This window comes from Niallia alba (assembly GCF_012933555.1).
GTDB classification, from domain to species: Bacteria; Bacillota; Bacilli; order Bacillales; family Cytobacillaceae; genus Niallia; species Niallia alba.
Genome location: NZ_JABBPK010000001.1, coordinates 5,079,522 through 5,100,210, shown reverse-complemented (window position 1 = coordinate 5,100,210; position 20,689 = coordinate 5,079,522). Strand labels below are relative to the sequence as shown.

Sequence of the window (20,689 nt, the reverse complement as noted above, 5' to 3'; positions counted from 1 at the left end):
GATAAACAATAATGTTTATGATATTTTTTGTAAAAAAATGTTACTATATAACAATATAGACACAATTATTAACATACAAATATGAGAAAATAGTTATGATTACTTTCTGCAAATAAACTAGACTAGATAGATGTACAAAAACTCATCAATTTCTGAACACAGAAAAATTTAAATAGTTTTCTAGATTTCTATCTACTATAAGTGTTCATAAACTCTGTAAATAAATCTATGTTCAGATATTACCCCTATCATTAAGTTATGTTACGATAAAACAGAAAAATTAAACAGGGGGAGAAATTAATGAAGGTAGGATATGCTCGTGTTTCAACAGGCATTCAAAATCTTGATTTACAATTAGATGCTCTTCGTGAACATGGTTGCGAAGAAATATTTACAGATAAAATTAGTGGCGCCAAAGATAAAAGACAAGGATTGGAAGAAGCCCTTCGATTTGTACGCTCTGGTGATACGATAGTAGTTTGGCGCCTAGATCGCTTAGGTAGAAATATGCAGCATTTAATTAAAATTGTGAATGACCTTAATGATCAAGGCATTAGTTTCCACAGCTTGCAGGAAAACATTACGATGGACAAGGCTAGTGCAACGGGGCAACTTATGTTTCATCTATTTGCAGCCTTTGCTGAGTTTGAACGCAATCTTATTCAAGAACGTTCGGCTGCTGGTCGTGCTGCTGCAAGAGCCAGAGGTCGTTTAGGAGGAAGGCCGGAAAAGTTAGATAAGAAGGAATTAGAAATGTTAAAGACATTGGTGGCAAATGGGACACCCATTACTGATATTGCTCAAATGTGGGGAGTTTCCCGAACAACTGTTTATCGATATTTAGAAAAGGAATAAATCTTGCTTACGAAGGGATAGGAGTAATATGGCATCGAGAGGGAAAGAATTACTCACGGCAGATCAAAGGGGAGAGTTTGTGCAGATTCCAGCTGATATGACCGAACGTGAACTAGAAATCTACTATACTTTTTCGGAATATGACCTTGAAATTATTAAACGACATAGAAGAGATCATAATCGTTTAGGATTTGCTGTCCAACTATGTGTGTTGCGATATCCCGGATGGTCTCTCTCAGATGTCGAACCTGTACCAGATTATGTAATCCAGTACATAGCAAAACAAATAAATGCTAATCCCGATTCTTTTTCTTTATATGCCCAATGTGACCCCACCAAGCATGAACATATGGAAGAAATCCGACAAGTGTATGGGTATCAGAATTTCTCTGCAAGTAAATATCGGGAAGCAGCACAGTTCTTATTGCAACATGCCCTACAAAATGGGAATGCTATGTTCCTACTCCGTACCGTTCAAGAAAAACTACGAAATCAAAAAATAATACTTCCTGCCATAACTACTATAGAGCGACTTGTTTGGGAAACCCGTCAGAGGGCAGAGGAAAAGATCTTTAAAGCTTTAACTGGGACCCTTTCAGAGTGGCAAAAACAAAAATTGGATACACTTATTGATCCCTTTGTGGAAAATAGGAAAACTCCATTAGCATGGTTGAGAGAACTTCCAGGCCAGTCATCACCGGATGCCTTTCTAAAAGTAATAAAGCGTTTGGATTTTATTCGGGATTTGAAACTTCCGTCAACTCTACATGAAGTGCATTCTAATCGATTGCTTCAATTATCACGTATCGGTGCACGTTATGAACCTCATTCATTTCGCAGATTTAAAGAAAATAAAAAATATGCCATTCTTGTAGCATATCTAATGACACTTAGTCAGGATTTAATTGACCAAGCAATTGAAATTCATGATCGGCAAATGATGATATTACAATCGAAAGGTCGCAAAACTCAAGAGGAAATGCAAAGGGAAAATGGAAAAGCAGTAAATGAAAAAGTAGTTCATTTTGCAGATATTGGGGCTGCACTTATTCAAGCAAGAGATGAAGGACTTGATCCATTTAGCACCATTGAAAAGGTAATGCCGTGGGATAAAATTGTTACTTCTGTTGAAGAAGCGAAAAAACTAGCTCGCCCAATGGATTATGATTACCTTGATTTGCTAGAGAATCGATTTACTTATCTAAGAAAGTACACCCCTGCTCTTCTTAAATCGTTAGAATTTCGTTCTACAAAAGCAGTAGAACCATTATTACATGCATTAAAAACATTGAACGAGATGAATGAATCCGGAAAAAGAAAAGTACACCAGATGGAGCGCCATTAGATTTTGTCCCAAAACGATGGGAAAAACATGTGAGTAATGAGGAAGGAACAATTAATCGACATTATTATGAAATGGCTGCTCTAACGCAATTAAAAAATCATATTCGTTCAGGAGACGTGTCTGTAGTTGGTAGTAGGCTCCATAAAGACTTTGAGGAGTACCTTGTTCCGAAAGATAAATGGACAACAACCAACCTTAAAGAAACAAGATTAGCAGTTCGTTCATCAGCAGAAGAATATCTTGAAGAAAGAAGGAAAGCTCTAGCTCAACGCTTTACATGGGTTTCAAATAACCTTGATAGTCTCGAAGGAGTAAATATCGAAAAAGCAAAACTTAGAGTACATCGTTTGGAAAAGGATACCCCAGAAGAAGCACGAAATTTCAGTTTATCCTTATATAATATGCTTCCAAGAATTAAGCTCACTGATCTTTTAATGGAGGTAGCGCACTGGACAGGCTTTGACGAAATGTTAATACACGCTGCAACAAATCGCCCTCCAAAGGGTGAAGAAAAGATCATTCTTATGGCTGCGCTCATGGCAATGGGAACGAATATCGGATTAACTAAAATGGCAGATGCTACACCTGGAATTACTTATCACCAGATGGCAAACGCAGCACAATGGTGCTTGTATGATGATGCGATAAATCGAGCACAGGCCACTTTGGTAAATTTTCAGCATAAACTTGCTCTAGCCTCTTATTGGGGAGATGGCACCACATCTTCATCTGACGGAATGCGGGTACAAGTTGGTGTTTCATCGTTGCACGCCGAAGCAAATCCCCATTACGGCACAGGGAAAGGGGCAACCATTTATAGGTTTACAAGTGATCAATTTTCGTCTTTTTATACGAAAGTCATTAATACTAATGCGAGGGATGCCGTCCATGTCATTGACGGGTTGCTTCATCATGAAACAGAATTAAATATTGAGGAACACTATACTGATACAGCTGGTTATACCGATCAAGTTTTTGGTTTAAGCCATTTGTTAGGATTTCGTTTTGCTCCAAGACTGCGTGATTTAGCCGATGCCAAACTATATACCATTCAAAAACCCAGTGATTTTCCTGACCTAGAAAAATTACTTCGTGGACGGATTAACATAAAGGTTATTCAAGAAAACCTTGATGATGTACTCCGTTTAGCCCATTCGATTCGAGAAGGAAAAGTGTCCGGTTCGCTAATTATGGGGAAATTGGGGTCATATGCAAGACAAAACAAGCTAGCTACTGCATTGCGAGAAATGGGAAGAATTGAAAAAACTATTTTTATCTTGGATTACATATCTAATGAAGCACTTCGTAGGCGTATTCAACGGGGATTGAACAAAGGGGAAGCAATGAACGGCTTGGCAAGAGCGTTATTCTTTGGAAAACGAGGTGAATTACGAGAACGAGGACTGCAAGATCAACTTCAACGGGCAAGTGCTTTAAACATTATAATTAACGCTATTAGCGTATGGAATACCGTATATCTAACCGAAGCAACAAGATTGTTGGAGGAAAAAGGGGATTTTCGAGAAGACTTACTAAAACATATTTCGCCATTGGGATGGGAGCATATCAATTTTCTTGGTGAATACACCTTTGATACGAAGAAAATAGCAAGCCTACATTCGTTGCGCCCTCTTATCCAATAAAGATAATAGCCGAAGATTTCCTTAGCGTAGGAAAACTCGGCTTTCTTTATGTCGAAATTTGCTTAGCGTATGTTTTTCGCTTTTTGTTGGTAGGAACCCAACTAGTAAAAAGCCGATTCTCCTTTTATGTCAAGGAAAAATCGGCTTTTTAATTATTTCGGATCAATTTGTTGGTGAATTGATTTTTATTAGATTAATGGAAAACTCTATTATAGCATTAGCCTTTTAGGCATTTGACTGTTTTTTTGGGAAAGAAAATTAATTATTAAACAACAACCACACTCAAAGTTTCACTCTTTATATCCCCATAGTATGGAAAAAGGTATAATGATGCATTTGATTTATCAAATGTGTTAGTTTAGTGAATGGTCGGTATCTCTAACAGAAGCGTAAAATTTATCTTTAATTTGATGATATCACTTTGCCTTTAGTTCTTGCTTAAGCCACTCTTCATTCTTGTTGATTAATTTTAAATTACGCTTCTGAACTTTCCCTTCAATTACAACAGCTATTGGGAATCCATGGTATTCTACTTTCTTATGTAAATCCTTTGGAGTAACAGGAACTAATTCTTCCCTTGATAAAATGCTGATTTCACCTGTTGCTTCCAAAATCGCATATTCAATATCTGGATATCTTGCTGTTCTTAAACCTGACAACAGCTCAGATAAAGGATATCTATTTTTCCTTAAATTTTTATATACAATTTTTCCATGTTTAACTAAAATAGTCGGTTTTCCTATAATAAAAGGGTTTAACCAATTTAATAAACTTAATTTTGATATAACTAAGTGACGCCCGTTATAACAATGATTCCAATAATCCCCTCTGTTACTCCATTTACTTTAATGGACCCCAATGCTAAATAAGATAAAAAAAGAATCGCTCCAAATTCGTGAGGGGTAAGTTGTGCTAGGGCTGATTCCCTAAAATTTTTATGGATACAATAAAAACAATATATATAAAAATTCACTAGCGTCGCATAAACATTGACGGAATTTTCCGTTATTAATTATCCTTACTTTTGAGTAAAAAGAAAGATGATTAAACATAGGTAGTAAACATCCATTTTTTTACTATACCTTGTGGCGAGTGTGATAGAGACAGTGATTGGCTTATGGGACAGTGTTTCCCCCTATTTTTCTCAACCAAATGTGTTCCGGTTTCCATAAAGCTGCTTTCAAATAACGACTAATTTGTAAGTACGATCGCTTACTTTTCGTGTTCCGTTGAGCCAGTACATTCAAGCAATAGACGATCATCGCTATATACACTTGGTTGTGCACAGCTTGTTCACTCTGTCCAAAGAATTTTTTGATATTCAAATGCTGTTTCATCCATTTGAAAAACAGTTCAATGGCCCACCGTGATTTGTAAAGTTCAGCGATTTCATCCGCACTTAAATCAAAACGATTCGTTAACAAGTGTAGCTCATTTCCTTTTGTATCCCATACTTTGATCAAACGGAAAACATTCTCCGATCGATTTTGTGTGGTTCCAATGACGACCATCTCATCCGATAACACAGAAGAATCTTCTGGTAACGAGAGTGTTTCAAGGCTACGTACAACCGCATTTTTACGCAGTCGAGAGACGAAGAAATAGCCTTCATCTGTCATGCGATCGAATCGTTCATAGTCCAAGTATCCACGATCAAACACATACATGCATTCTTTGTCATCGACCAGGATCTCAAGCTGGCCTCGGTCATGTTCGTTGGCATTTGTAAGCACGGATTGATCTGGATAGGAATGACCTTTTTCCATAAATACGAGGCGTAGATGGAGCTTCACACCAGATTTGGTTTTTCGAAATTTTGCCCACTTATGGTTGTTCAAGTTTAATGGTAATGTACTGGAATCAATAATTTTAAGAGGTGTTGTCGTTTTTCGTCTCGCTTGAAAATCAGTCTTCCGATGAATTTGCTTGACTAAATCAAGAAAAATAGTTTGGAAAAACTCCGTTGGAACCAGATTTAATCGTCTACCCAGTTGAGAGAAACTAATGGAATCAAGTTGAGTGGCGTTTTGTAATTCTTCTGAAAACACGCAATCACTTAATGCACGCAAACTCTCCGTTTCATGGAGTTGTGCATATAGTAGTAATTTCAAAAAGGAAGTCATATGCAGCTTCTTCGTATAGTAATTTAATTGATAGTTTTTCACTTGTTCCTCCAACAAATTGTTGGAAATAGGTGAAAGCCATTGTTCAAATGATGTTTTTCGTGTAAACTTATCCATGCGTTAGTCCTTTATTTTGGATTTGGATAGGTTACTACCACCAACCCATTATAAAGGCTTTTTTTATAGAAAAGTTTATTTGCGGAAAATTTAATTTATTTAGCTATGTTGAATTATTTTAATGCGACACTAGTGATAAAAATTAATTTAACTAAAAAAATAGACACTTCTAACACCTCTTAGGAAAAATCACCTTAGTCTGAAGTCAGACTAAGGATGTTCATCTCTTTGACAATACTGCAAAAATTAACAGAGAAAGTTAACCAGTAATGTTTTAATATTTTAAGCACCCTCTAATCAATTTAAAAAAAGATATTTTTCCAAAGATTTTATTTTCAAGATTCGACTTAATGTTATTATGCAAAAAATGGTACTACTTTTTTGTTATGTGTCTTAAGATCATCCAATATAGCGAAATAAACCATTATCCTTTTAAAATAGGCATCACTTTATCAATAGCTTCTTGTAGTTTTTCACTATTTTTACTATACATTTGCTTAGCTTCTTTTGATTCGGTTCCAAGGGCAAACAACTCTAAGTCTGCTTGGCATTTTTTCATGGTCGAAAGAATTAAAGGTCTTTCTTGAGGAGATGCGACTTGTAATTGATCGTCAAACAGGTCAACTGTTAACTCTCCATAGGAATTAACTTGTCCAAGAAAAACATTTTCTACCGTTACACCAAGTTTTTCTAATTCAGTGTGTAACCAAGCACGGCTTCGTCCAATAGTCGCAAGTGGTTCATCCATGATCACACCATCCATAATGACAGTCTGAGGCTCTTTAATTGAAGCAACCGTCAAGTTTAGATCCTTTGCTGTTAATGGTTGGTTTTCTTTCTTTAACATGACGGATAAATCCCCTGTTGCCTCTAATACAGCGAATTCTACATCAGACACCTGATAAACATCCTTCTTACGAAGTAATTCTAATAATTCATCTGTCGTGTATCTTTCCTTTTTTAAATTATCTTCCATGATTTTCCCATCTTTTATAAAGACAGTTCCTGTTCCTTCTACAAAATCACGGAACTTTTTACTTTTTAAGGAAAGCAAACCAGATAAAAAGGGTATTGCTGCAAAAATGACAATTCCAACGATTCCATGAAAAATGTTCCGTTCCAGTCCCATAGCAACTTCAGCACCTATACTTCCAATGGAAATACCAGTTACATATTCAAAGAAAGATAATTCAGAGATTTGCTTTTTCCCTAACCATTTTGTAATAAAAAATAAAACAACAACAAAGAATATTGACCTTACGGCAATATCTATCCATTCAGGCACCACTTAACACCCCCTATAAAAATTATATCTCTTAAAAACCTTTGTACTGAAATTCCTCTTGTTCTAATTCTCCAACTCGTTTTTTTAAATCCGTGACTACTTCATGTACAACCATCATGGTTTCATGTAATGAACGTTTCGAATCATCATCTAGAGTCCGTAATGCTAAACTTGAAAGACTTGCTTCTACTCCTTTTAAACTGACAAAACATTGTTTGACATCTGATCCTACTGTCATCCTAGATTCTCCTTATCCTTTTGGTTTAAAAATTAAAGCCCCTATCATGCCGAAAATAATGGCTGCTGAAATTCCTGAACTGGTCACTTCAAACATTCCTGTGAGCACACCAACTAACCCATGTTGTTCTGCCTCTTGCATGGCCCCATGTACAAGGGAATTCCCAAAGCTTGTAATAGGTACGGTAGCTCCTGCACCAGCAAAGTCAATCAAGGGTTCATATAATCCAAACCCATCTAAAATGGCCCCCACTACTACAAGGGTACTTAACGTATGTCCCGGAGTTAGTTTAAACACATCAAACATAATTTGCCCAATGACACAAATCAAACCACCTACGGTAAAAGCCCAAAAGTAGGTCATAATGATTGTTCACCTCCGTATTCAATCGATACCGCATGAGCGATACAAGGAATCGTATCATTTTGCTGGAAAGAAAGAGGTGATAATAAAGCACCAGTGGCCACTACTAACATTCTTTTAAATTCGCCTTTTTTCATGCGATTTAATAAATGACCATAGACTACTGTTGCTGAACACCCCGCCCCACTTGCCCCTGCGAGGACTGGTTGTCCTTTCCGATAAATCATAAGTCCACAATCTTGGAATTGTCCTTCACTAATGGAAGTTCCATGCTTTTTAAATAAATCAAGGGAAACTTCACGCCCTATCTTGCCAAGATCCCCAGTGACGATTAAATCATAATAAGAGGGATCAATCTTTCTTTCCGTTAAATGCGCTTCAATCGTATCAACAGCAGCTGGTGCCATAGCCCCCCCCATATTAAATGGATCGGTCAGTCCCATATCAATCACACGGCCTATCGTAGCAGAAGTGACACTCGGTCCATCCCCAGAATCACTTAAAAGGGCCGCACCAGCACCAGTAACCGTCCATTGTGCAGTAGGTGGTTTTTGTCCTCCATATTCTGTCGGATAACGAAACTGTTTTTCAACAGCTGTGTTATGACTCGAAGCCCCTGTTAATATATATTTAGCCCCCTTTGTATTAATAATATAAGCACCTAGAGCCAATCCTTCCATAGAGGTAGAACAAGCACCAAATAAACCAAAATAAGGAGCTCCAATGGTTCGACTAGCGAAACTTGTGAGAGTAATCTGATTGATCAAGTCCCCTGCGAGAAGAAACTGAACCTGTTCCTTTTGTATTTCTCCTTTTTCCATTGCCTTTTGACAAGCTTCTTCAAAAAAAACTTTATGTGCTTTTTCATAGGAATCCTGTCCGAGCCATAAATCGGCATGAAGAAGATCAAAATCTTCCGATATAGCTCCATCTGCTTCAAATGGTCCACCTACTGTTCCAGTGGAAATAATCACAGGCTTTTGTTCGAAAACCCATGTACGATGACCTGCAAGCATTATAAACCACCCCATCTGATTAAAATTGTTTTAATTAAGGCAATGATAAAAGCAGAAAACACACCAAATAAAATGACAGAACCGGCTAGTTTAAATATATTGCCGCCTACGCCCAGTACAAATCCTTCGGTTCGATGTTCAATGGCAGGTGATATGACCGCATTACCAAAACCAGTTACGGGTACAGCTGTCCCTGCTCCCCCAAATTGGGCCATTCGATCATATACTCCAAAACCGGTAAGAAGCATCGTAATAAAAATCAAAGTACCTACCGTCGGATTTCCGACCGTTTGCTCTGTAAAATCAAAATAATAGATGTAAAAGTCTTGAATAAGCTGACCAATAAGATAGATGAGACCACCTGTTAGAAAGGCTTTTATACAATTTGTTACAACCGGTCTTTTTATTTCACGTTGTTTTTGTAATTCCTGGTACTCCTGTTGGACAGGAGTTAATTGTTTCTTTTGATTATTTGACATAGCTCGATCCTTCCTCTTTACGTCTGTTCCTTTAGAATACTTTCAAGTTTTTGCAAATCTTTTTTCAAGCTTTTCTTATTCATATTGTTTTTTTGCAGTCTTTGTTCTATTTTTTCGAGTTCCCAGAACATTTTTTTATCCGTCGAAACGACGACTTTATGATTCGGATACATTTTTTCTAAGTCTGACTTTACTGTCTTCTCAATACTTTTTAATCGAAAACGATTGAAATTTTCTACCTTTATTGCTACAAAAAGCTCTTTATCTGTATTCACAGCCTTTACATCTGAAATTTCTTCTTTGGTAATAATCTTTTCTTTAGCCCTATTGGCAACAGATTGACCGATGGGTTTACTCGTATGTACTTGTGAAATACCTAAATGATTGTTATCCTCATCTAACTGATTTTGGTTATCGTTACATCCTGTTCCAAACCCGATCACGGCTAAAATGGAAAGAAAAATTTTTATTTTGGTTATTTTGTCTTTCATGAAACCATCTCCGTTTTTCCCATTATTTAAAGGAATTAAAAAAGGTTGGTTGGGAGGCCAACCTTTTTTATCTTACTCATTATTGTTGTTTGTATTGAGGTTCTTCTTGTTCAATTTGTTGAACGCGTGGTTCAAGGCTGTTAATAACAGATTGGGTTTGTTTAGCAGCATCTTGGTAAAGTTGCTTTGCCTGTTGATTATCTGTACCAAGAGCAAATGTTTCGAAACTTGCTTGTGCACTTTTTAATCCTGCTAGAGCTGTCTTAACATCATTTATTACTGTCATGATGAATCCTCCTTGAATTTTTTGACCTTTTTAGATTACCCGAATCAGAATTTTCTTATGTGGTGAATTTTTTGGGAATATAGTTATAAAATTACTTTTGGTGAATAGCACCATTTTTTCTGTAGTAACCTCGTTTCCAAATCCCCATCAGTTCTTCTATTTGGCGACGATTATAGGTTTGCGATGTATAATCTTTTTGGGTAATATGTCACATCTCAAATTTTTCCACCGTTCCCTTTACTGAACTTAATTAAACACAATAAATATAGAAAACCGCCTGCAACCTCATTTGATGCTTGTTTTAATGCTTCTGAAGCAAGAGTAGTATTAGCAGCAGATTGTTCAATCGCTGAAGTTATCATATCTTTTACTCAAATATCATTAAACTACTTTTCCCCTTTAAATATCCTACAAATGAAGACACACTTATCTTGGGTGGAATACTAACTAACATATGTACATGATCTTTACACGCAGTTGCTTCAATAATCTCCACCCCTTTTCTTTCACATAAGGTACGAAGTATCTCTCCAATATCCTTTTTTATTTTTCCATAAATCACTTGTCTTCTGTATTTGGGGGCAAAAACTATGTGATACTTACAATTCCAAGTTGTATGTGCTAAACTATTATTGTCTTTGGACATATAAAACTCCTCCGTATGCTCATATTTTGGTTGGGGAACCAAAAATATTTTAGCACCACGGAAGAGTTTTTTTAATACCACGCTGAAAGCTTTTTGGAACCCTAGGCCTAGCCTAGGGTTTTCTTTTTCACAACAAGGAAATGGGACCTCATTGAGAAGTCCCATTTTGTTTGGGAAAAATGCTCCTGTATAGGTAATCTTCACAGATAGACGTTAGTAATTTATTTTTAGAATAGAATATGTGTCTTTGTGATAAGAGTGCAATTCTCATTAATTTAAATAATTTAACTTGCCTATAAAGGAAATAAACATAAATGATTTTAGTTTTGCACGAATTATTTCGTCAGCTCAAGGAAACTTACCTTATTACACAATAAATAAAAAAACGGAGTGAACTAAAAAGGGATTTAGATATATGGGATCAAGGGAGTAATAGTAACTTTACTGAAGTTTAAATTATTTTTTACTTATGGGATTTCGGAGCATTAAAGTACCTAAAGAATTACTTTCTTTAGATACTTTAATGCCTTTTAAGAAAGGGGGAAAGTGGAGGCGATTATCCCCTAATAAATGAAGTATTCCCTAATATATTTAATTTTTCCTCTGCATTCTTATTCTTAACCTTAAAACCCCGACATATTATTAGATTAAAAATGAGAAAAGGTGATTGTTATTTTTCAGAAATTAATAGCTACTCTTATTGGAAGTCTGTTATTAGGAGTTGGTGTGAATGGGTTTCTAGTTCCTCATCATTTAATAGATGGTGGAATCCTTGGGATCGCACTATTACTTCATTATTTTTTTAAATTTCCAACTGGTATTATAATGGTGGGGTTAAGTATCCCTATTTGTATATTTTCCTCAATAAATAAAAAAGAGTATTTTTTTAGTAGTTTGCAAGGCTTATTGGTTTCGTCCTTATTTATTGATTTACTTGTTCCTCTTCGTTCTCAATTTTTTATTCCCCAACTTGCAAGCGCACTAATTGGAGGTGCAATAATTGGAGTTGGTGTTGGTCTAATGCTGCGATATAAGACAAGCACTGGAGGAACTGACTTACTAGCTGAAATTATTTCTGAAACTTTTTCGTTAAATATTGCACTTGTAATCATACTGATAGATGGAATTATTGTGTTGGCATGTCTGGCTTTATTAAAATTAGATACCTTCATTTATTCATGTATAGCTATTACCTCTGTGGGTTTAATAACATCCTTAATTAAAGGAAAATAATTTTTTATTGAGAGTCCCAACAACAAACGTGGAAACATACGCTAAGCAATATCGACATGAAGAAAGCCGATTTTTCCTACGGTGTAGTTAATGGGATGGGAATAATAAGCCTATAAGATTAGTGTTATGATTGTTTTTTTTAATTACATAAGTCTATTGTTGATGGGTATTTTAAAATTATTAGTTTATATTGCGGAGGAGTTTTATGAGGAAAAAAATTCGCTAATACTAATAGTGTTTTTAAGTACTTTCATTTTAACAATTACGGATCTTATTGGACCATTTAATACTATTGGCTCTGGTACAGCAGCCTTAAAGGAGAAAAATGATGAACTTTACAAAGAAATTAAAGTGTATAGAGAGGAACATAAAATTGAACCGATTGATGCAAAAGTCGATAGAGTGTGGAAGGCAATTCCTGGATACAATGGATTGGATGTAGATATTGAATCTAGTTATAAAAAAATGAAATCAGATGGTAATTTTCACAAAAACAAAGTTGTTTATAAGGAAAAACCTCCAAATGTCCATTTAGAAAATCTAGCACCCATCCCGATTTATAAAGGAAATCCAGAAAAGCCTATGGTGGCGTTATTAATAAATGTTGCTTGGGGTAATGAGTACATTCCAACGATCCTTACCACACTAAAGGAATCCAAGGTCAAGGCGACATTTTTTTTCGATGGTAGCTGGGTTAAAAAGAATCCTGACCTAGCTAAGATGATCTATCGGGAAGGCCATGAAATTGGAAATCATGCTTATAGTCATCTAGATCTTAAGAAGCGATCTAAAAGTGATACCATACAAGAGTTAGAAAAGACGAATGCTCTCATTGAAGAAACCATTGGCATAAAACCGAAGTGGTTCGCACCTCCCAGCGGTTTGACAAACCCTCTGAGGATCTTCCAGTAAGAAGATCCTTTTTTGCTGCTTACTCAATTAATGTACCTTTTAGTTAAGTTAGTATTTTACAATCTTTCTTAGGTAAATACGGTTACTAAAAAGTTTATTTTAGTTTTTATAAATATTCGAATCTTTTCCTCAACGAGGACTATAAACGCTTTCACATGTTCCAAGCGCTGGTTCATAAAAACAATGTTGTTTAAATTGACCAGTAAAAGGTTGGTCATACCATGTTGGAGGACACGGACCATATGGATTAAAGTACCAAAGAGCATATTTCGCTGGGTGATCTCTCCAATATTCCAAATTCTTTCTTGCTAATCTTCTTTCAGATTCTCTTGCTCTTTGATAAAATACATTACCTTTTTGAACAGCTTCAAAAGAGTAATTTCCTCCTTGTACGTGAAAAATGACATCTCTAATTGTTCTTAATTCCTTAAAGTCAGCACAATCTGCTACAACACGGTTAACAATGACATTTCCAACATATAGCATTCCTTGTGGTCCTTCGCCTTCAGCTTCTGCTCTCATCATCCTTGCCATTAAATCGACGTCTGCATTTCGGTAAGCTACTCTTGTCATTTTTCCACCTCAAAAATACAGTATGAAAAAAAGAATGCATTTATGTCCTTGTTTATAAAATAAGAATACTTGGTTTTTAGGCCCAGTACCAGCGTTGCTGTAACCAGGGGCAAAGTAATAATTAAAGAAGTACACGACTTGGATTTGCTGTTTCCCTAAAATTTTTTCAATACCAGGGTCGTTTTCCAAAAGGAAGGCAGGAAATAAATCAAGATATTATTGAATACGTTGCAAAGCAAGTAGGAGTACCTGCAGATTCCTTTCAAGAATATGATTGGAATGGACGCTCTATAAAATATCACCGTGCTCAAATCCGGGAATTTATGGGGTTTCGAGAGAGTACATCTGAAGATATGGGACAAATAAAGTTATGACTACAAACGAACATTTTACCTCAAGAAATGCAAATGGACCGGGTTCGAGAACATGTCCTTCACCACCTCAGACAACAACAGCTTATTCCTCCGACTCATTACCAACTAGAACGAAATATTAAATCAGCTATTCGTCAATATGAAGAACATATTTCACACACCATTTTCATGCAGCTTTCAGAACATTCCAAAACCCAATTAGATGCCTTTATACGCACCTGCTCCCATACAGAACTATTAGAAGAGAATGAAACCATTCTTAGTTTTCGAGAACTTGTATCTGATCCTGGAAGAATCGGATTAGATAGTTTATTACAAGAAATCGCAAAGCTACGAACCGTAAGGAATATACAACTTCCTTATGACTTGTTTAATGGGATACCACCTAAAATGATCCGATCATATAGACAACGTGCCGTCTCTGAAGATATTCGAGAATTACGCAGGCATCCCGACTCTATCCGATACACGTTATTAGCAGCTTTCTTCTGGTGTAGAGGAAGAGAAATAACGGATAATTTAGTGGAACTTATTATTCAGATTGTTAATCGTATTGGAGCTCGTGCAGAACGAAAAGTCGAAAAAGAGTTTTTACGCGATTTCCGTAAGGTAAGTGGCAAGACAACCCTCTTATTTCGTATGGCTGAAAAGGCAGTGGAACAACCGGATGGGATTGTACGTGATGTTTTATTTCATGTTGTCGGGGAAGATACTTTAAAAGATATTATTAAAGAAATGAAGTATACTGGTCCAACCTATAAACAAAAGGTATATACCGTGATGAGATCATCCTATGGTACTCACTATCGAAGGATGGTTCCAGCTTTATTGGATGTCCTAGAGTTTCGCTCCAATAATGATGTACACCGTCCTGTTATAGAAGCCATCGAATTACTTAAACAATATAAGCTCACCAATCAGTATACATACAACGAAACAGATTACATACCAATAGAAGGAATTGTAAAGCCCGGCTGGATTGATACCGTGATTGATAAAGAAACAAATCGTGTGAACCGAGTGAATTATGAAATTTGTGTTCTTCAGGCCTTACGAGATCGGTTGCGTTGCAAGGAAGTATGGGGTGTAGGGGCAGGAATCCGGAGGAAGATTTACCAAAGGACTTTGAACAAAATAGAGAAAAACATTACGATGCGCTTCGGAAACCCCTTGAGGCACAAACACTTATTCAAGAACTAAAAACGAACATGAATACAGCTTTAGAGAAGTTAGATAAAAGCGTAAAGAACGATTCTAAAGTACGACGTATTTTAAATAAGGGAAATGGTTGGATTTCTGTATCATCTTTACAAGCACAAGCTGAACCCGTTAACCTCAATCTTGTAAAAGCAGAGGTCATGAAGCGTTGGCCAATGACGAATCTGTTAGATATTTTAAAAGAAGCTGATTTACGAGTCCACCTGACAGATATGTTTCAAACGTTGGGAAATAGAGAAATTCTTGATAAGGAAACACTTCAACGAAGACTCATCCTCTGTCTATATGGGTTAGGAACAAATACTGGTTTAAAACGGATCGCTGCAGGTGAACATGGAGAAAGTTATAAAGATTTACTGTATGTTCGACGTAAGTAAGTTTATCCATAAAGAAAATTTACGGAATGCTATATCAAAGGTAACTGATGCTATTTTGGCTACTCGTGTAACTGAAATATGGGGAGAGGGAACAACGGCATGTGCATCTGATAGCAAAAAGTTTGGAGCTTGGGATCAGAACTTATTGACGGAGTGGCATACAGGGGGCGTGGAGTTATGATTTATTGGCATGTAGAAAAGAATTCTACATGCATTTATTCCCAACTCAAATCTTGTTCTTCTTCAGAAGTAGCATCTATGATTGAAGGATTACTTCGTCATTGTACAAATATGGAAATTGAAAAGAACTATGTGGATACACATGGACAAAGTGAAGTGGCCTTCGCCTTTTGTCATTTACTAGGTTTTCAACTCATGCCCCGATTTAAAGCGATTCATTCACAAAAACTATACCGTCAAGATGTAGGAATGCAAGAATTATATCCAAATTTACAGCCTGTGTTAACTCTACCAATCAATTGGAGCATAATTGAACAGCAATATGATCAAATGATTAAGTATGCGACAGCTTTACGGTTAGGTACGGCTGAAACGGAGGCAGTTCTCAAACGGTTTACTCGTAATAGTGGGCACCCAACATATCGAGCACTTGCTGAACTGGGGAAAGCACTCAAAACCATTTTTCTGTGTGAATATTTATCATCGGAAGAAATAAGAAGAGAGATTCATGAGGGATTAAATGTGGTTGAAAACTGGAACTCTGCTAATAGCTTCATTTTTTATGGAAAAGGAGGAGAAATTCAAACGAATCGTATGGAGGACCAAGAGATTGCTGTACTAGCTCTTCACCTTCTACAAAACTGTTTGGTATTAATCAATACATTGATGATTCAAGAAGTGCTACTGGAACAAAACAAATCTTTACTACAAAAGCTGATACCGGAGGACTTTAGAGCCTTAACACCACTTATCTATGCACATGTGAATCCATACGGGACATTCAAGTTAAATATGCATGAGCGTCTAAAAATCCAGAGAACTTCTTGAAACCTCTACAAATATAAGCCTTCCTAGTGGTATAGAGGGGAGCCAGGATAGTGGTGGTCTACCCTTATTCTATTAGGGGTAGCGTCAGGAAAACTCTGTTAAAACGTTAAGGAAATTACAATATTAAAAGTCCAATTTCTCAGTATTAAATTGGGAAATTGGACTTTTTTCGTTACTCCAGAAATGCACCTTATTATTAAATAGTTAAGGTGCTACAAGCTCGACTTTTATTCTATCCGGGTCTTCAAAGTAAACAGCATAATGATCATTTCCCTCAGCAAATGGATGCTGGTCTGTATAAAGAATATTAATTCCTTTATCTTTTAATTTCATAGTCATATCATCGACGTGTTGGCGTGAACCTGCGTGAAATGCTAAATGATTTATACCTACTCTGCATCTAAGATATGGAACGTCCAGAAACCGTTCTTCTGTTTGTACAAAAACTATGTAAGTATTTCCTATTTTCCAACTTTGTCCACTTTTCCATCCTTGAAAAGGACTGTATCCTAATTCTTCAAGAAACCAACTCCAAAAATCAATCGATTTTTTTAAATTAGATACATTTATTTCAATATGATGAAGTAACCCTTTTGCCACAAAGCCTCACCCTTTATCTAACATTAGAATACCCGTTTATTTAATATAACAGAACTGCACAAACAGCTCATCGATCTTCAACGAAAGCGCCCTTTTCGAATAACAAAGAAGCTTCTATTAACTGGTATTGTTGAAAAATTTATTTACATGGTTCTTACTTATTTAAATTCGACTTTCAAAAGTCCATATACATCAACATCTTCAAAATTATTTAAAAGAAGTCTATTTTGTCTAAGTGTTCCCTCTTTCTTTAACCCAGCTTTCTCTAAAACCATTATTGAAGCTTTGTTTCTAGAAATAGCAGATGCCCAAATTTTGTTTAATTTGAGTTCGTTAAATCCAAAATTTACCATCCGTTTTACAGCTTCAGTTGCAAAACCGTTTCCCCAAAAATCTCTGCCAATCCAATAGCCAAGTTCACCTTTACTATTGTTTTTATCAACTCTAATTGTTATTGTACCTATTAGTTCATTGGTATTCTTTGATACTATTGCTAAAGGATACTCAACACCTTCTTTTAGTAATTCTGGTTGGGTATCGATCCAAGCTTCAGCATATTCCAATAGATAAGGGTGAGGAAGACCTAGAATACTCGCCACCTCTTCATTATTTGCTAATTTTTGAACTCTAAATGAGTCTTCTTTGTTGAAAGGTTGTAAATATAGACGTTCAGTTTCTAATTTTAATAACATTACTTAACACCTCTTAATTTAGCTTCCTAATTAACTTATATAATATCACAATGAAATTTCCGTTATTTACATTTTTTAACTTAAAGTTCAATTACAAAAAGACGCAATTATTAAAGAATTGTGCCCGATAATTGAATAATGAGAAATGTAAAATAGGGAAAAAATAGGTAGTTCAAGTAGCTAAAGATTATTTACAATTAAGCATTAATTTTTTGTTTTACCAATTTGTTTTCTTTAACTTGAAGTAACCATGACTTCGATGGATCACCTATCAGTTCAGTAGTGTTATCTGTAAAATACAAAGCACTGTCGTCTTCTAAAGCGATTGTATCCTCAGTTCTATTACCATTTAATAAAATTGAATGCAAAGCCTCAGCTCTATCTCTTTGATTATAGTGAGGACAAAAAATTTTATTAATAATTTGCCACCCAGAACTTTCTATGTATCCTTCTCCTTCATAATTTGAACGAATTCCACTCTTAAACCAACAGATAGCACCTGCACTAATACCCGCAATTAAAGTTCCGGAATTGAGTGCTTCTTCTAACTTATGGTCGATTTTGTACTTTTTCCAAGGCTTCATCATATTAACGTAGTTACCACCACCGAGGTACATAAGATCAGAGGATCTGAATAACTCGATTATTTGACTTTCATTTGGATTTTCATTTATACAACGTAGTACTTCAACTTGACAACTCAATTGTTTCTCAAACGTGTCTTTAAACTCTTTTATATAACCTTCATCATCGTTACTTGCTGTAGGTATGAATAGAACCTTAGGATTTACTTTACCGACCAATTCTACAATCCTCTTATTTATATGAAAATTGTCAAAATGTTTTACAAAACCTCCACCTATTACAACTAACCTCATAACCAAATGGCACCACCAAAAAATTTATTGTTTTAAATTCTGTTCTAATGTCATTCTTAAACCTTATATCGATTTTAATATAAATATCCAATTTTTAAGATCCTTATTCAATAAAGTCCCTTAAGGAGATTCGATTCACATTCTAATATTTCCTTCTCTTGTTCAAGAATCTGGCCCGATTATGGAATAAAATAATTTTTATAAAATAGACCACTAGTGTTGCATAAATGTTATCTGAATTTTCAATTTACTAATCTTCCCTGTTAAGAGCCAAAAAAGTAAATACCCTATCAAAGGTGGCTACATCCATTTGGAAATTATTTTACAATTAGACTTGTACAACGACGACAATATACTATATTAAGGAATGGCTTTTCCTTCAATTTTTCGAAGCCATATATGCGCTGGTTTCCACAATGCAGCCCTTAAATAACGGCTAATCTGTAAGGTTTTCCGCTTACTTTTTGTCTCGATCTGAACGAGAACATGTAGGCAAAAAACGATTAATGCGATAAATACTTGATTTTGAATCGCCCATTCGCTTTGACCGTAGAACTTTTTGATTCTTAGATGTTGTTTAATCCATTTGAAAAACAGCTCAATTGCCCAGCGAGATTTATACATCTCTGAAATTTCTTCGGCGCTCATATCAAAACGATTTGTAATTAAATGAAGTTCATTCCCTTTTGAATCCATTACTTTTAAAAGTCGAAAGTAATTTTCAGCACGGTTTTGTGTTGTCCCAATCAACACCATCTGGTCCGATAAAACAGCTGTATTTTCCGGAAGTTTAAAATTATAAACCTCCCTTATGACAGCGTTTTTCCGTAACCTTGTAAGAAAAAAGTAGCCATCATCAGTCATGCGATCAAAGCGCTCGTAATCCAGGTACCCACGGTCAAACACATACATGCATTCTTTGTCATCCACCATGATTTCAAGCTGACCACGGTCATGTTCTTTTGCATTTGTTATAATGGCCTTTTCGGGATAGGAAATACCTTTTTCCATAAAGACGAGACGCAAATGCAATTTAACTTCTGCCTTTGTTTTGCGGAATTTTGCCCATTTATGATTTGTCAAATTGAGTGGCAATGTGCTTGAATCGATAATTTTTAAAGGCATGATAAGTTTTGTATAATGTGTTTTGGCATGAATTTGTGCGACTAAATCAAGGAAAAGCCTTTGGAACAGATCCGGATTCATGCCGTTCAATCGGCGTGAGAGCTGAGAAATACTAATTGAATCAAGATCAATACCTTTCTGCAATAGGTCATCGAAAAGACAATCGCTTAGCTCATGTAGACTCTCGATTTCTTCTAGCTGCGCAAAAAGTAATAATTTAAGGAATGATTCTGCCGTTAATTTTTTCGTATAGTAATCTAATTTCAACGTTTTCACCTGTTCTTCAAGTAATTGAAGATTTATTGGTAAAAACCATTGTCCAAATGAAGTTTTTCGTGTAATCTTGTCCATGAGATTGGTCCTTTTTAGTGGATTTGGACGGGTTACCACCTGACTTTATCTATTATAAAGGACTTTTTCTTTGCACAAATTAATTAAATTGAACATTTTGAGTATTTTTAATAATCAAAATAAATTAATGCAACACTAGTGAAAATAGACTTTTTTATATAATTACCGTAACAAAAACGTTCATATAAGAAGTAAAGCCCAGAAATTAAGCATTTCGAGGCTTTTTTTGCAAAGTTTAATGGTTAATAGGTGATGGTTTATTTTAAAAGGAAAATAATCAATTGCAATAGGACAAGCACCGTTTCGTTAAAGGCGCCCATTTCTGTATGTTAAAGAAAATGATGAAGTCATTTTCCCTATAGGGCTATTCAAGTATTCGAATCAATTTAGGATTAATTAGTTGAATACTTATATAAAAAACAAAACTATGTGTTTAAAAGTAGCTTTATTATTTAATTTTT

Annotated in this window: 17 protein-coding genes and 4 pseudogenes; 5 read left to right on the top strand and 16 right to left on the bottom strand. The window is 35.6% G+C overall.

Translation table 11 applies throughout. The features are described from left to right. Nucleotides 1-300: 300 nt before the first annotated feature. Nucleotides 301-855, top strand: coding sequence for a recombinase family protein (locus HHU08_RS24140; RefSeq protein ID WP_169189512.1), 555 nt, complete (start codon nt 301-303; stop codon nt 853-855). 28 nt (nt 856-883) lie between these two features. Further along, nucleotides 884-3,843, top strand: a pseudogene (locus HHU08_RS24135) (Tn3 family transposase). Nucleotides 3,844-4,259: 416 nt separating this feature from the next. Here the strand turns inward: HHU08_RS24135 and HHU08_RS24130 are convergent. The 11 genes and pseudogenes from HHU08_RS24130 to tnpA form a co-directional block, all read right to left on the bottom strand. Next, nucleotides 4,260-4,812 (bottom strand): annotated as a pseudogene (locus HHU08_RS24130) (DUF421 domain-containing protein). A 146-nt stretch (nt 4,813-4,958) separates the two neighbouring features. Continuing rightward, entirely contained in the window at nt 4,959-6,083 is a 1,125-nt protein-coding gene (locus HHU08_RS24125) for an IS4 family transposase (protein WP_016205491.1), read from the bottom strand. 424 nt (nt 6,084-6,507) lie between these two features. Beyond that, entirely contained in the window at nt 6,508-7,368 is an 861-nt protein-coding gene (locus HHU08_RS24120) for a DUF421 domain-containing protein (protein WP_169189511.1), read from the bottom strand. Between the two features lie 31 nt (nt 7,369-7,399). Then, nucleotides 7,400-7,606: a DUF1657 domain-containing protein gene (locus tag HHU08_RS24115; RefSeq protein ID WP_169189510.1), complete on the bottom strand. Its 207-nt coding sequence runs from the start codon at nt 7,604-7,606 to the stop codon at nt 7,400-7,402. Between the two features lie 12 nt (nt 7,607-7,618). Next, a complete protein-coding gene (gene spoVAE, locus HHU08_RS24110) occupies nt 7,619-7,969 on the bottom strand; it encodes a stage V sporulation protein AE (protein ID WP_031537032.1) in 351 nt (116 codons plus the stop codon). Further along, nucleotides 7,966-8,985 (bottom strand): stage V sporulation protein AD, encoded by a 1,020-nt coding sequence (gene spoVAD / locus HHU08_RS24105; RefSeq protein ID WP_169189509.1) that lies wholly within the window; start codon nt 8,983-8,985, stop codon nt 7,966-7,968. The genes spoVAE and spoVAD overlap by 4 nt, the downstream gene beginning before the upstream one ends. After that, nucleotides 8,985-9,464: a stage V sporulation protein AC gene (gene spoVAC / locus HHU08_RS24100; protein ID WP_169189508.1), complete on the bottom strand. Its 480-nt coding sequence runs from the start codon at nt 9,462-9,464 to the stop codon at nt 8,985-8,987. Before spoVAC ends, spoVAD begins: the two co-directional genes overlap by 1 nt. A 17-nt stretch (nt 9,465-9,481) precedes the next feature. After that, nucleotides 9,482-9,955 carry a YhcN/YlaJ family sporulation lipoprotein gene (locus HHU08_RS24095; RefSeq protein WP_031537035.1) on the bottom strand — a complete coding sequence of 158 codons (474 nt, stop codon included), beginning with the start codon at nt 9,953-9,955 and terminating at the stop codon, nt 9,482-9,484. A 79-nt stretch (nt 9,956-10,034) separates the two neighbouring features. Then, nucleotides 10,035-10,241, bottom strand: a complete 207-nt coding sequence (locus HHU08_RS24090; RefSeq protein ID WP_031537037.1) for a DUF1657 domain-containing protein — start codon at nt 10,239-10,241, stop codon at nt 10,035-10,037. A 215-nt stretch (nt 10,242-10,456) separates the two neighbouring features. Beyond that, complete coding sequence (locus HHU08_RS24085) at nt 10,457-10,603, bottom strand: hypothetical protein (protein ID WP_169189507.1); 147 nt, start codon at nt 10,601-10,603, stop codon at nt 10,457-10,459. 8 nt (nt 10,604-10,611) lie between these two features. Continuing rightward, a pseudogene (tnpA, locus tag HHU08_RS24080) lies at nt 10,612-10,887 on the bottom strand (IS200/IS605 family transposase); the annotation flags it as partial. A gap of 663 nt (nt 10,888-11,550) precedes the next feature. Here tnpA and HHU08_RS24075 point away from each other — a divergent pair. Both HHU08_RS24075 and HHU08_RS24070 read left to right on the top strand, forming a co-directional pair. After that, nucleotides 11,551-12,120, top strand: coding sequence for a YitT family protein (locus tag HHU08_RS24075; RefSeq protein WP_224428600.1), 570 nt, complete (start codon nt 11,551-11,553; stop codon nt 12,118-12,120). Nucleotides 12,121-12,282: 162 nt separating this feature from the next. Further along, nucleotides 12,283-13,032, top strand: coding sequence for a polysaccharide deacetylase family protein (locus HHU08_RS24070; RefSeq protein WP_081836613.1), 750 nt, complete (start codon nt 12,283-12,285; stop codon nt 13,030-13,032). A gap of 129 nt (nt 13,033-13,161) precedes the next feature. Here HHU08_RS24070 and HHU08_RS24065 read toward each other — a convergent pair whose 3' ends face one another. Continuing rightward, nucleotides 13,162-13,605, bottom strand: coding sequence for a cell wall hydrolase (locus tag HHU08_RS24065; RefSeq protein WP_169188626.1), 444 nt, complete (start codon nt 13,603-13,605; stop codon nt 13,162-13,164). A 131-nt stretch (nt 13,606-13,736) separates the two neighbouring features. Between HHU08_RS24065 and HHU08_RS26045 the strand changes: the two are divergent. Then, nucleotides 13,737-16,582: pseudogene (locus HHU08_RS26045) on the top strand (Tn3 family transposase); the annotation flags it as partial. Nucleotides 16,583-16,786: 204 nt separating this feature from the next. On the opposite strand, the gene HHU08_RS24055 reads toward HHU08_RS26045, so the two are convergent. The 4 genes from HHU08_RS24055 to HHU08_RS24040 form a co-directional block, all read right to left on the bottom strand. After that, nucleotides 16,787-17,182, bottom strand: coding sequence for a VOC family protein (locus HHU08_RS24055; RefSeq protein WP_145582943.1), 396 nt, complete (start codon nt 17,180-17,182; stop codon nt 16,787-16,789). Nucleotides 17,183-17,340: 158 nt separating this feature from the next. Further along, complete coding sequence (locus HHU08_RS24050) at nt 17,341-17,874, bottom strand: GNAT family N-acetyltransferase (protein WP_169189506.1); 534 nt, start codon at nt 17,872-17,874, stop codon at nt 17,341-17,343. 197 nt (nt 17,875-18,071) lie between these two features. Next, on the bottom strand, nt 18,072-18,752 hold the full coding sequence (locus HHU08_RS24045; RefSeq protein ID WP_169189505.1) for a Type 1 glutamine amidotransferase-like domain-containing protein: 681 nt from the start codon (nt 18,750-18,752) through the stop codon (nt 18,072-18,074). A 360-nt stretch (nt 18,753-19,112) separates the two neighbouring features. Beyond that, nucleotides 19,113-20,228 carry an IS4 family transposase gene (locus HHU08_RS24040; protein ID WP_169189450.1) on the bottom strand — a complete coding sequence of 372 codons (1,116 nt, stop codon included), beginning with the start codon at nt 20,226-20,228 and terminating at the stop codon, nt 19,113-19,115. Between the last annotated feature and the right edge of the window lie 461 nt (nt 20,229-20,689).